At 66.0% G+C, this 12,292-nt stretch carries 11 protein-coding genes; 1 reads left to right on the forward strand and 10 read right to left on the reverse strand.

Annotated features, from left to right (window positions below):
- Positions 1-248: 248 nt before the first annotated feature.
- Positions 249-2,084 carry a methyl-accepting chemotaxis protein gene (locus AC07UW_RS18320; protein ID WP_495212605.1) on the reverse strand — a complete coding sequence of 612 codons (1,836 nt, stop codon included), beginning with the start codon at positions 2,082-2,084 and terminating at the stop codon, positions 249-251.
- Positions 2,085-2,340: 256 nt separating this feature from the next.
- A complete protein-coding gene (locus AC07UW_RS18325) occupies positions 2,341-2,634 on the reverse strand; it encodes a hypothetical protein (protein ID WP_336029234.1) in 294 nt (97 codons plus the stop codon).
- 160 nt (positions 2,635-2,794) lie between these two features.
- On the opposite strand from AC07UW_RS18325, the gene AC07UW_RS18330 reads away from it, so the two are divergent.
- Positions 2,795-3,883, forward strand: coding sequence for a DUF5694 domain-containing protein (locus tag AC07UW_RS18330; RefSeq protein WP_495212606.1), 1,089 nt, complete (start codon positions 2,795-2,797; stop codon positions 3,881-3,883).
- A gap of 30 nt (positions 3,884-3,913) precedes the next feature.
- Here the strand turns inward: AC07UW_RS18330 and AC07UW_RS18335 are convergent, their stop codons facing one another.
- From AC07UW_RS18335 to AC07UW_RS18370, 8 genes are all read right to left on the reverse strand, one after another.
- Positions 3,914-4,153, reverse strand: a complete 240-nt coding sequence (locus AC07UW_RS18335; RefSeq protein WP_025879248.1) for a hypothetical protein — start codon at positions 4,151-4,153, stop codon at positions 3,914-3,916.
- Positions 4,154-4,217: 64 nt separating this feature from the next.
- Positions 4,218-6,419, reverse strand: coding sequence for a PAS domain S-box protein (locus tag AC07UW_RS18340; RefSeq protein ID WP_495212607.1), 2,202 nt, complete (start codon positions 6,417-6,419; stop codon positions 4,218-4,220).
- A gap of 202 nt (positions 6,420-6,621) precedes the next feature.
- Positions 6,622-9,015, reverse strand: a complete 2,394-nt coding sequence (locus tag AC07UW_RS18345) for a Tex family protein (protein WP_100436485.1) — start codon at positions 9,013-9,015, stop codon at positions 6,622-6,624.
- Between the two features lie 207 nt (positions 9,016-9,222).
- On the reverse strand, positions 9,223-9,438 hold the full coding sequence (locus tag AC07UW_RS18350; RefSeq protein ID WP_025879252.1) for a hypothetical protein: 216 nt from the start codon (positions 9,436-9,438) through the stop codon (positions 9,223-9,225).
- 718 nt (positions 9,439-10,156) lie between these two features.
- Positions 10,157-10,609: a hypothetical protein gene (locus AC07UW_RS18355; protein WP_025879253.1), complete on the reverse strand. Its 453-nt coding sequence runs from the start codon at positions 10,607-10,609 to the stop codon at positions 10,157-10,159.
- The gene (locus AC07UW_RS18360; protein ID WP_025879254.1) at positions 10,606-10,809 is read right to left on the reverse strand and encodes a PspC domain-containing protein; all 204 of its coding nucleotides are present in this window, start codon (positions 10,807-10,809) and stop codon (positions 10,606-10,608) included. The genes AC07UW_RS18355 and AC07UW_RS18360 overlap by 4 nt, the downstream gene beginning before the upstream one ends.
- 50 nt (positions 10,810-10,859) lie before the next feature.
- Positions 10,860-11,228 carry a YfeK family protein gene (locus AC07UW_RS18365; RefSeq protein ID WP_495212608.1) on the reverse strand — a complete coding sequence of 123 codons (369 nt, stop codon included), beginning with the start codon at positions 11,226-11,228 and terminating at the stop codon, positions 10,860-10,862.
- Positions 11,225-12,292, reverse strand: a complete 1,068-nt coding sequence (locus AC07UW_RS18370; protein ID WP_180830987.1) for a class III poly(R)-hydroxyalkanoic acid synthase subunit PhaC — start codon at positions 12,290-12,292, stop codon at positions 11,225-11,227. Before AC07UW_RS18370 ends, AC07UW_RS18365 begins: the two co-directional genes overlap by 4 nt.

A 12,292-nucleotide genomic window follows, 5' to 3' on the forward strand; every position in this document is an offset into this window, starting at 1 on the left:
GGTCGAGTGCGATCACACCTTGGCCGCCAGAGCGGACTCATCAATCAGTCCGATGCCTGGGTAGGCCCTTCCCAGCCATCAAGGTACCTGGCTAAATCGTCGAGAACGTCGACCACGCGCTGCCGATAGGGACACGGTGACTGAGCATTGACGGGCGAGCCCGGAGTTTACTGCCGTTCCAGAGCAAGCCACCGTTGCGTTGGCCGGGGCGGCCCGCGCCGCCCCATAAGCCAGCGCGCGCCGGCGCCCTACACCACCCGCAGCGCTGGAGAATGCACGCCATGGCCATGCCCTGCCCCCGCGTGCACACGGAACCCTGCCACCGTCTGCAGCAGCTGCGAAGACTGCTCTTCCATGCTGCGCGCGGCCGCTGAGGCCTCTTCCACCAGCGCTGCATTCTGCTGCGTGCCCTGATCGATCAGATCCACCGCGTGGTTCATCTGCTGGATGTCATCGCTCTGCTGTTGCGCAGCCGCACTGATCTCGGTCATCAGGTCGCTGACACGCCGCACGTCGACCACGATCTCGTCCATGGTCCGGCCGGCGCTCTCGACCTGCGCCGTTCCGGCACCGACGTTGGCAACAGACGCATCGATCAGCTGCTTGATCTCCTTTGCCGCACCGGCCGAGCGATGCGAGAGCTCGCGGATCTCGGTGGCAACCACGGCGAAACCACGACCATGCTCACCGGCACGCGCCGCTTCCACCGCCGCGTTCAATGCCAGGATGTTGGTCTGGAAGGCAATGCCATCGATCACACCGATGATGTCGACGATGCGACGCGAGGAAGCATTGATCACCTCCATCGTCGAGACCACGTCATGCACCACCTGGCCACCCCGTGCGGCCACATCGGCGGCGCCGCCGGCCAGTTGGCTGGCCTGGCGCGCGTTGGTCGCGGTGCGCTGCACGGTCTCGGCCAGCCCCTTCATCGACACGGCGGTTTCTTCCAGAGAGGCAGCCTGCTGTTCGGTACGCTGGGAAAGGTCGTTGTTGCCTTCGGCGATCTCGCTCGCACCGACCGCAATGGTGTCTGCGGCGAACTTGATCTGACCGATGATGGCCGCCATCGCCTCGACCAGCGCGTTGACGCCACCGCATAGCTCGGCGATCGGGCCCGTCTTGTCGGCCATGCCGATGCTCCGGGTCAGGTCGCCCTCCTTTGCCGACGCCACCACTTCGCGCGTCTGCGCGACGGCGCGCTGCATGGCCTGGCTCTCATGCACCTGTGCGGTGATGTCGGTGGCGTACTTGACGACCTTGAACGGCCGGCCACCGGCATCAAGGATCGGGTTGTACGACGCCTGGATCCACACTTCACGACCGCCTTTGCCCAGCCGCCGGTACTGGCCTGCGTCGTACTCGCCGGAGCCGAGCTTTTCCCAGAACCGCCGATACTCGACACTGGCCCGGTAGTCGGGCTCGACGAACAGCGAATGATGCTGGCCACGCACCTCTTCCAGCGTATAGCCGGTGGCGGCGAGGAAGTTCGCATTGGCCGCCAGGATGCGGCCATCCATGCTGAACTCGATCACCGCCTGCGATTTGTCGATGGCCGCCAGTTGCCCCGCCGACTCGGCCGCCTGCTGCTTCTGCACCGTGATATCGGTCGCGAACTTGACCACCTTGTATGGCCGCCCGTGCTGGTCAAGCACCGGGTTGTAGGACGCCTGGATCCAGATCTCGCGCCCACCCTTGCCGAAGCGCCGGTACTGCCCTGCATCGAATTCACCGCGACCCAGTCGCGCCCAGAAGTCGCGGTATCCACTACTGCGCGCGTCCTCGGAATCGACGAACAGAGAGTGATGCCTGCCCTGGATCTCATCCAGGCGATATCCCACTGCCTGCAGGAAGTTGTCATTGGCCTGCAGGATGGTGCCGTCGAGGGCGAACTCGATGACCGCCTGCACCCGGTGCAGTGCGGCCACCTGGGCCTCAAGCTCGACGTGCTGCCGATGCTGCTCGGCCACCTCCGTGGCGCGGCGCTGCCTGCCCAACAACCCCCGCAGCGCGCGCAAGGGAGACCAACGGGTGAGCACTTCGACCGGCGCCTGAGCACCTTCCATGGAGCCTGAAATAAGCATCGTCTGATCCTCGGTGTCCGGGTAGCGGTTGCGACCCGCCGGGCGGGATGCCCGGCGGCAACTTCGATTGCCTGGGACGTGCAGACGCCGACCGGCGTCACTCGAGCGACTGGCAGAAAACAGTACGGCAGCTGCGATCGTCATCAAACAGCGGCAAAGCACACGGCACGGGCCGCCCATCGGAGGCAGCCTCGGGTCCGGCAGCGGGAGCCAGCAGCGGGCTCCAGAGAAGGTATCGGCGGGGCGGCCAACTACTTTAGGGGGCCAGCCCCTGGTCGGCAGCGCGCCGCAGAATCCAGCGCAGCAGCACCGTTGCCAGCACGCCCGGCAGGTAGCCCAGACTGCCGCAGACGACCAGCAGGGAGGGTTCCACGAGTGGCCCGCCGCCACCCAGGAACCAGTTGCGGGTGGAAAGGATGTACAACGCGAACGGCACCAGCAGCAACGGTGCCAGCCGCAACAGCTGCCACCGCCATCTGCCCGGCCCGATCCAGCCGGCCAGTGCACCCAGCACGGCACCTGCGGCTACGATGGTGGCGATTTCATCCATGACGCGCTTCCGGAAGTCTTCCAGCCACCATTCTGGACCAGCGCCGACGGAAAGGGGATGCGGCAAGCACGCATAAGGTTGCAATGACCATCGGGACATCCCTTGCCTGCGCACTGCCGGCAGCATGCGCCCACTGACTGGATCTTTCCTGGGAGGCAGCATGCTTCGACGCTTGAGCGCCATCATCATCCTCAGCCTGTGCAGTGCCGGCGCATTGGCCAGTGACGCGGGGTTCCGGCCCAGCTTCCATCCCGACCAGCTGAAGGGGCCACCCGCCGGTCGCCACAACGAAGTACTGGTGCTTGGGACAGCACATCTGTCGGAACTGCCAAAGACCTTCGAGCCGGCCCTGCTGGAGCCCTTGCTGCAGCGCCTGGCACGTTGGCGCCCGGAGGCGATTGCCACCGAAAACCTGTCCGGCCTGCAGTGCGACTTCATGCGTCGCAATCCCGGCCGCTATGCCGAAAGCGTTGAAACCTACTGCTTCGACACCGACGCGGCCCGCGTCGCCACCGGCCTCGACGTGCCGAGCGCGAACGCCGAAATGGGACGCCTGCTGTCGGCATGGCCGGCAAGCCCGGCAGCCGCGCAGCGTCGACACTTGGCCGCGGTGTTCCTGGCCGCTGGCGAGCGCGGATCGGCGCAGGTGCAATGGCTGCGCCTGCCTGTGCAGGAGCGCGTCGCCGGCGACGGGCTGGATGCTGCGCTGGTCGAGATTCTCGACAAGAGCCTGACCCGCCGCAATGAAACCAACCTGGTGGCGGCAGTCCTAGCTGCCCGCCTGGGCCTGGAACGCCTGTGGGCAGTGGACGACCACACCGCCGATTCGCCCACCCCGCCGGAGGACAAGAAGGCGGCACGCGAAGCGATGATGAAGGCCTGGGACAACCCGCACGCAAACGCACGGCTGGACGCCGACGAGCCGCTGTATGCCAACGTCGGCAAGGTCGGTGGCGTGCTGGACCTGTATCGCGCCTACAACCGCCCCGGCGTCGGCCTGCAGGCCTACCAGGCCGATTTCGGTGCTGCGCTGGTCGAACCCTCACCCCAGGGCTTTGGCCGCAACTATGTGGGCTACTGGGAAACCCGCAACCTGCGCATGGTCGCCAACATCCGCGAAGTGCTGGGCCAGCGCCCGGGAACGCGCCTGCTGGCCATCGTTGGCGCTTCGCACAAAGGCTACTACGAGGCCTACCTCAACATGATGCACGACGTGCAGCTGGTGGATGCCGAAGAGGTGCTGCGCTGAGGCCCGCACCTGATCAACGCAGCAGATCCGCTACCCACGTTGCTGCGCATCGCGACGCCCGGCGCGCCAGATCATCACGCTGGCAGCGACAATGCAGCCCAGGGTGACCAGCAGCATCAGCGCCACGCCCCACTGCACCACGGGGACCAGCATCCGGGCCTGCTGGTCATTGCGCAGCTGCTCCAGCCGGAGCCAGCCGGAGAGAGCCAGGGACCAGCCGACAACGGCCGGTGCATAAGCACGGACTGCACTCAGGTTCCAGGACGTCATGTTGTTTTCCTGCCAAGGTGGGGCGTTGGCGCAGTATTCGCCGCGCCCCTCTCACAGGCTGAGATCAGCCGTCGCTGAGGTCGCCGCCGTCCGCCGGCGAGCTACCGGGCAGTTCGCCGGTTTCGCCCTGCACCTGCACATTGTTGCGACCCATCGCCTTGGCCCGGTAGCACTGGGCATCGGCGGCGGCGACGGCCTGGTCCACGCTCATGCCGGCGGCAAGCGGTGCGATGCCGATGCTGGCGCCGATCCGCAGCTGGTGCTGGTCCCACGGAATGGACAGGTTGGCCAGGGTATGCAGCAACTCGCCGCCGATGCGCGCCGCGCGCCGCGGGCTGCACCCGGACAGGATTACCGCGAATTCGTCACCGCCCAGGCGGGCCACCACATCCGAGTCGCGTACACCATGGCGCAATACGCTGGCCACGGCCCACAGCACGGCGTCGCCGGCCAGATGACCAAAGGTATCGTTGACCGGCTTGAACCGGTCCAGATCGATGTACATCAGTGACGCCGCCTGCCCGGTCCGCTCGACCCGGGTGATCGCCTGCTGCAGATGCACTTCGAAGCCGCGGCGATTACCCAGTTCGGTCAGCGGGTCCATCTCCGCCAGGTGTCGTGCCTCGCGCTCGCGTGCGCGCTGCTGGGTGTCATCGCGCAGGACCCACACCGCACCACGCACCTGGCCCTCGTCGTCGCGAAGCCAGGCCCGGGTCAGGTCAACCGGCACCACGGCGGTGCCCATCTGCAGCAGCAGATCGGCATGCAGATCCACGGCGTTGCTTTCCGGATCCAGCAGCACGCTGACGTCGAGCTGCGATTGCGGTGCGTATTCGGTGGTCAACGACAGCACGTCCTGCACGAGATGCCCGGCCAGCGACAGCGCTCCATCGCCGGCAAGCATTCGCACGGCGGCCGCGTTGGCATATTCGATGTGGCCATCCAGGGCCACGCTGAGTACCAGGTCGGCAACCGCATCCAGGGTGATGCGGCTGCGCTGCTCGCTTTCGAACAGGCGCTGCTCGCTGCTGCGCTGGGCGCTGACATCCTGGATCTGCGACACGAAATGCAACGGTTCACCGCGCTCATTGCGTACCAGCGATACCGACAGCCGTGCCCAGATGGTGTTGCCCTCACGGCCCAGGTAACGCTTTTCAAGGTGATAGTGCGTGCGTCGCCCCGCCAGCAGGTCCTGCACCAAGGCCAGGTCGGTCTGCAGATCGGCCGGATGGGTCAACCGCTGGAAATCGACCTGCAGCAGTTCCTCGCGCGTGTAGCCGAGAATGCGGCACAGCGCATCGTTGACATCCAGCCAGCGCCCTTCCAGCGACACCAGCGCCATGCCCAATGCCGCCGAGGTGAACGCACCGGCGAACTTTTCCGCCGCAAGACGAGCCTCGGCGCGCGCCTGCAGGATCTCGGTGATGTCGATGGCCATGCCGACATAGCCGATGCGCTCGCCATTGGCGCCATCCATGCGGCTGATTGACAGGCGTACCTGGCGACGCTGACCGTCCTTACGCAGCAGTGTCCACTGCCGCGAATACGTCTGGCCGTCGGCACGTGCACTGAGTGCCTCGAACACACCTGGAACCTGTCCATCGGCGGTCGCCAGCGGTCGCAGCCACGCCTGCAGTTCAACCGGATCGTGGAAGGCATCCAGGCGGCGCGCACCCACTACTTCAGCGGCGGTGTAGCCGAGCAGGCGCTGCGCGCCGGTATTGAAAATGGTGATGATGCCATCGGTGTCGGTCGCGATCACCGCCACTTCGTCTGAAGCATCCACCATCGCCTGCAGGCGCTGCCGCATTTCGGCCGCGTCCTGGCGCGCCTGCTGCAGTTCGGTGACGTCGGCATGGGCGCCGGCCATCCAAAGTGGCCTGCCCTGCCCGTCCCATTCGAATACCCGTCCGCGATCGTGGATCCAGATCCACTCGCCATTCCTGTGGCGCATCCGCAACAGGCAGACATAGTGGTCGGTGCGGCCATCGAAGTGGTCCTGCAGGGCCGCATCGGACAGCGCCAGATCATCAGGATGGACCAGCGCGGTGAAGGTCTTCTGGCAGATCGGTTCAAGTTCGTCCAACCGGTAGCCGACGATCTCGGCCCACCGTTCGTTGACCCGCATCTGCCCGCTCTGGACGTTCCATTCCCAGGTGCCGGCCGCGGTGCCCTCGATGATCATCGCCAGGCGGCGGCGCTCTTCGGCCAGTTCCTGCAGCCGGCGCTCCAGCAGTGCGTTGCCGCTGTTGCCCTGATCGGCCATCAGCCGCCTCCCCTGCCGACGCAGCTGCCCGCAGGCCGTGGCGGGGTGCCACAACGTTCACGGAACAAGGCGGATGGTGCTGACGGCATGGCCTCCCCAGCGACAGCAGGGGCCCAAGCGCCCCCTCCGGCGCAAGTGTGCGCATTGCCGGGGAACATCGACAAGTCCCCCACCCGGCAGCGCCGGGAGGGGGACGGCGGACTCAGCTGCGCTTGGCCCGGGCGAACGCCTCGGCCAGGGCATTGTTGGCTGGCGGCGCGGCCTGTGCCGGGCGTCCGCCATTGCCCGGGTTGCGCCCCTGACCACGTCCCTGCCCGGGGTTGCCGGCGTCGCGGCGCGGCGCCTGCCCCTGGCTGCGTTCGTCACGGCTGCCCGGGCGGCTGGTAGCCTGGCCGGGCGTGTCGTCCAGACGACGGGTCAGGGCGATGCGCTTGCGCGGCACGTCCACCTCCAGCACCTTCACCTTGACGATGTCGCCGGCCTTGACCACGTCACGCGGATCCTTCACGTAGGTATCAGACAGCGCCGAGATGTGGATCAGGCCGTCCTGGTGCACGCCGATATCGACGAACGCACCGAACGCGGCCACGTTGCTGACCACGCCTTCCAGCACCATGCCCTCGCGCAGGTCCTTGATGTCCTCGACGCCTTCGGCGAAACGGGCCGCCTTGAATTCCGGGCGCGGATCACGGCCCGGCTTTTCCAGTTCCTTGAGGATGTCGCGCACCGTCGGCACACCGAATGTCTCGTCGGTGAACTGCTCGGCCTTCAAGCCGCGCAGGAAACTGCCGTCGCCGATCAGCGCCTTGATCGGGCGCGCGGTGCTGGCGACGATGCGCTCGACCACTGGATAGGCTTCCGGATGCACCGACGATGCATCCAACGGCTCATCGCCATCGGCGATACGCAGGAAACCTGCGCATTGCTCGAACGTCTTCTCACCCAGGCGCGACACCTTCAGCAGATCCTTGCGACGCTTGAACGGACCGTTGTCATCGCGGTGGCGCACGATGTTCTCAGCTACCGTCGACGACAGGCCCGAGACGCGCGACAGCAGTGCAGCCGACGCCGTGTTGACGTACACGCCAACGGCATTCACGCAGTCCTCCACGCGCGCATCCAGCGCACGCGCCAGGCGGTACTGATCCACGTCGTGCTGGTACTGCCCCACGCCGATCGCCTTCGGCTCGATCTTCACCAGTTCGGCAAGCGGGTCCTGCAGGCGACGCGCGATCGATACCGCACCACGGATCGACACGTCCAGGTCCGGGAATTCCCTGGCCGCCGTTTCCGACGCCGAATACACCGAAGCCCCGGCTTCACTGACCACGATCTTCTGCGGCGCGTTGTCACCCAGCGCCTTGATGGCTTCACCGGCCAGCTTGTCGGTCTCGCGGCTGGCGGTGCCGTTGCCGATCGCGATCAGCTGCACGTTGTGCTTGGCACACAGCTGCTTGATCGTCTGCAGCGACTGCTCCCACTGCCGGCGGGGCTCGTGCGGGTAGATGGTGTCGGTGGCGACCAGCTTGCCGGTGGCGTCGACCACGGCAATCTTGCAGCCGGTGCGGATGCCCGGGTCCAGGCCCAGCACGCTTTTCGGGCCGGCCGGTGCGGCCAGCAGCAGATCCTTGAGGTTGTCACCGAACACCGCGATGGCTTCGGCCTCGGCTTTCTCGCGGGCCTGGTTGAACAGGTCCAGCAGCAGGTGCATGTGCAGCTTCGCCCGCCAGGTCAGGCGGCAGGCGTCCAGCAGCCAGCGATCGGCGGGGCGCCCCGCATCGCGGATACCGGCGTTGTGCGCCACGCGCCCTTCGGCGTACTGATGCCCGGCCTCGGCATCCTTGCCTGGGTCCAGCTCCAGGAACAGGATCTCCTCGCGGCGCGCACGGAACAACGCCAGCAACCGGTGCGAGGGAATCTTCGCCAACGACTCGGCGTGTTCGAAATAATCGCGGTACTTGGCGCCCTCGGTTTCCTTGCCCTCGGCAACGCGGGCACGGATCACGCCCTGCTCGCTCAACCAGCTGCGCAGCTCGCCAACCAGCGTGGCGTCCTCGCCCCAGCGCTCCATCAGGATCGCGCGGGCACCTTCCAGCGCGGCCTTGGTATCGGCCACGCCCTTGTCGGCATCCACGAACGTGGCGGCAAAGATCTGCGGGTCCTGTGTCGGGTCGCCCAACAGGCCGTCGGCCAACGGCTCCAGGCCTGCTTCGCGGGCGATCTGCGCGCGGGTGCGACGCTTGGGCTTGTACGGCAGGTACAGATCTTCCAACCGGCTCTTGGTGTCGGCGGCGAGGATCTCGTTGCGCAGCTCATCGCTGAGCTTGCCCTGCTCGCCGATGCTGGCCAGCACCGCCGCACGGCGGTCTTCCAGTTCACGCAGGTAGGTCAGGCGGGTTTCCAGGTTGCGCAGCTGGGTGTCGTCCAGGCCGCCGGTGACTTCCTTGCGGTAGCGGGCGATGAACGGAACGCTGGCGCCTTCATCGAGCAGGCCGACAGCGGCGCTGACCTGGGCGGTCTGGGCACCGATTTCATCGGCGATGGTCTGGGCGATCTGCTGGGCGAGCTGGCGCTGGGCGTGCTTGGCGTCGTGCATTGTTTCCGGCCGGGGCCGCATTGCGGGAAAGGCCCATTCTTGCAATGCGCGGGCGGCAGGGACAAGGCGTTGACAGAGCGGCGGTTCAGGCGGCGGGTCCGGATGGGACGCCGGCATCCTGGCAAAAGGGGCTCGGACTGGCCCCGGGGCTGGGATGCCGGCGCGGACGCGCGATGGTGGAGCGCGTCCTGCCGCGTGCTGCGAAGGTCAGCGGTAGTGGCGGGCGGCACGCTGCATGACGATGTCGTCACGCAGGCTCTCCAGCGCCATCAGGCGGACCTTGCCGACACCCTGCAGTTCCATGAACCGCTCCGTGTAGAACTCCGGCCCCAGCGCGGTATCGGCGCGGGATTTGCTGAAGCCGTAGGGCACCACGCCCTTCTCGCCATCCTTGCTACCACCGACATAAAGAACGATTGCCATGTGATGTCTTCCTCCAAATTGCTACTGCGTACTGCACACGATGAGCGGTACTTGTTGGCTCATCGGGATAGAGCTTACCGCGACCAAGCTGACTGGAACGTCACGAAGACTAATGACGATCGGTTGCATGCAGATGACTGCGGGATAGCAGCAGAACGCTTACGGATCTTTAACTTCCGACTAACGAATAGAGGGGTTTTCAGCCAACGGCGCAGCCCCTCGCGGGTGGGTTGGTTGGTCGCGGAATGCAAAAGCCGTCGCGCTGGTCGGCCGGGTTGGGTTCGCGGGGGACGCCGTGAATCCGTCCCTGGAGGCTTGGCCGCGGCATCCATGCCGCGGACACCCCCGCGAACCCAACCCGGCCGCCCTCTGACAGATTTCTGCGGTCTGCCACCCACGGAAAAGAAAAAGAAGATCAAAAGCAAAAGCGGCCTGGCTGGCCGTTTCCTGTAGAGCCGAGCCCATGCTCGGCTCTATACGAGCAAGCACAGCGCGCGACCCGCTTCTGCTGTTCTTTTTCTTTGTCCGTGGGTGGACGCGCCGAGAAACTGTCAGGGGTCGGGCAGGTGGGTTGCGCAGGGGCGTGAGCCGCATGGATGCGGCGACCGAGCTTACAGGGACGTACTTGCAGCGGCCCCTGCGCAACCCACCTGCCCGGCCCAATCACATGAATCGCTCTACGCGACCACCCACGAGGGGCTGCGCCGTTGGCTGGAAACTACGGCCACCAGCCGTGCCCGAACCGCGCGTAATGATCGGCCGCACGCTCGAACGGATTACGCGCACTGACACCACCACACAGCAGATACACCGGCAGGTACAGCGGCCCCAGCACCAGATACTGGTACACGTGCGCACGTTCATGGTCATCCAGCCGGATCAACGGCTCCACGCCCCACCCCGCCTGATGCGCGTAGGTACGGCAGCACATGCCCAGATCGTGGCCGGTGTGCAGGATCACGTTGCCCAGGGTGATCGCTCCGCCCGGGCCCCACGGCCAATGGTCGAACACCACCGCGCAATCGCGACCGCTCCAGCGCATCTTCGCACCACCCAGCAACCCGGCCAGACCGCCAAGCAGGCCGATCAGGGTATTGGGCACGGTCCACAGCGCGCCCAGCACCTGCAACGCGCGCAGCCAGATCGGCCAGGGACGGGACGCGGTGTTCAATCCGCCTCGTTGGGGATCAGCAGCCACAGCAGCAGGTAGACCAGGATGCCGGGGAAGGCGGCCGACGCCAGCGAGACCACCACGTACAGCACCCGTACCAGGGTCGGGTTCCAGCCGAAACGATGGGCGATGCCGCCCATGACCCCGGCAATCATGCGGTCGTTCAGCGAGCGCGACAGGGTGCGCGGCACAGCGTTCATGGCGAGGTCTCCCGGCTGACTGGCTGTTGCCACTGTAGCGCCTGCAATGTCTACGGCGTGCGTTGGCGCAAGGCCTGCAGGCGGGCGCCGAACCACGCCGCGGAGGTCTGTTCGGGCTGGCCGGGGCAGCGGATCCGGTACGCCTTGCCACTCATGCTGCTCTGGCTCGCGGCACGCTCGATGAACTGCTCGGCGGTGTCGACCATGTTCTTCTTCAGCAGGTAGTCGTACTTGCGCTGCAGGTGGGAACGCGCATCGGCGGGACCGTACCAGCTGCCATTGCGCTGGAACTGGCACTGGGAGCCATCCAGGCTTCCGATCAACTGCGCGATCTCGCGGCGCGCATCGGCGCTCGGCGCAGCGCTGGCGACGCCGGGCGCAAGGGCCAGAGCAAGCGCAAACAGAGGGGAATGTTTCATGGCGTGCGTTCCTTCAGCCAGTTGTCGATGGTCGCCGGCACTTCGCGCTGCGCGCGGCCGGAGACGTAGATGCCGATATGCCCACCGCGGAAACTGGATTCGGTGTAGTCCTCCGTGCCCAGCCGGCCACGCATCGCGCGTGATGCATCCGGTGGCACCAGGTGATCCTGTTCGGCGTAGATGTTCAGCACCGGCAGGGTCACCTGCGACAGATCCACCGCCTCTTCGCCGATGCGCACGGTGCCATTGACCAGGCCGTTGCCCTGGTAGAACTGCTTGATGAACTCACGGAAGGCTTCACCCGCCAGGTCCGGCGAGTCGAAGATCCACTTTTCCATGCGCAGGAAATCCTCCAGCGCCGCCTTGTCATCGAGGATGTCGAGCAGGCCCACGTACTTCTGCACGTTCAGGCGGAATGGCTTGAGCATCAGGTAGCTGGCATTCATCAGATCGGCCGGGATGTTGCCCAGCGTATCCACCAGCAGATCCACATCCACCTGCTGGGCCCAGTGCGACAACATGTTGTCTGCGGTCTGGAAGTCGACCGGGGTGACCATGGTGATCAGGTTGCCCAGCTTCTGCCGCCGCAGCGCGGCGTAGCACAGGGCGAACACGCCGCCCTGGCAGATGCCGAGCATGTCGACCGTTCCACCACTGCGCGCGCGCAGCGCATCCACCGCGCCATCGATGTAGCGCAGCAGATAGTCCTCAAGCGTCTGGTAGCGTTCGGAACGGTCCGGATAACCCCAGTCCAGCACATATACGTCCTGGCCCAAGGCCAGCAGCTTCTGCACCAGCGACCGATCGGCCTGCAGGTCCACCATGTACGGGCGGTTGACCAGTGCGTACACGATCAGCAGCGGTGTGCGGCGCACCGGCGCGTTCTCGCCGACGAAGCGATACAGCACAACTTTGCCATCGCGCCAGACTTCCTCGCGGGCGGTGGCGCCATAGTCGACATCCTCCACCTGCGGCAACAGCTTCAACCCTTCCATCAGCTTGCGCTGCATGGCCAGGGTCTCCTGCATCAGGTCATCGGCATTGAAGCCCAGCGGTCCTTTCAT

The organism is Stenotrophomonas sp. GW821-FHT02D01 (assembly GCF_059421765.1).

What these genes read in the sequence shown, in the direction of transcription:
- AC07UW_RS18320 (WP_495212605.1), bottom strand. Translation starts at nt 2,084, where the DNA reads ATGCTTATTTCAGGCTCCATGGAAGGTGCTCAGGCGCCGGTCGAAGTG.
- AC07UW_RS18325 (WP_336029234.1), bottom strand. Translation starts at nt 2,634, where the DNA reads ATGGATGAAATCGCCACCATCGTAGCCGCAGGTGCCGTGCTGGGTGCA.
- AC07UW_RS18330 (WP_495212606.1), top strand. Translation starts at nt 2,795, where the DNA reads ATGCTTCGACGCTTGAGCGCCATCATCATCCTCAGCCTGTGCAGTGCC.
- AC07UW_RS18335 (WP_025879248.1), bottom strand. Translation starts at nt 4,153, where the DNA reads ATGACGTCCTGGAACCTGAGTGCAGTCCGTGCTTATGCACCGGCCGTT.
- AC07UW_RS18340 (WP_495212607.1), bottom strand. Translation starts at nt 6,419, where the DNA reads ATGGCCGATCAGGGCAACAGCGGCAACGCACTGCTGGAGCGCCGGCTG.
- AC07UW_RS18345 (WP_100436485.1), bottom strand. Translation starts at nt 9,015, where the DNA reads ATGCACGACGCCAAGCACGCCCAGCGCCAGCTCGCCCAGCAGATCGCC.
- AC07UW_RS18350 (WP_025879252.1), bottom strand. Translation starts at nt 9,438, where the DNA reads ATGGCAATCGTTCTTTATGTCGGTGGTAGCAAGGATGGCGAGAAGGGC.
- AC07UW_RS18360 (WP_025879254.1), bottom strand. Translation starts at nt 10,809, where the DNA reads ATGAACGCTGTGCCGCGCACCCTGTCGCGCTCGCTGAACGACCGCATG.
- AC07UW_RS18365 (WP_495212608.1), bottom strand. Translation starts at nt 11,228, where the DNA reads ATGAAACATTCCCCTCTGTTTGCGCTTGCTCTGGCCCTTGCGCCCGGC.
- AC07UW_RS18370 (WP_180830987.1), bottom strand. Translation starts at nt 12,292, where the DNA reads ATGAAAGGACCGCTGGGCTTCAATGCCGATGACCTGATGCAGGAGACC.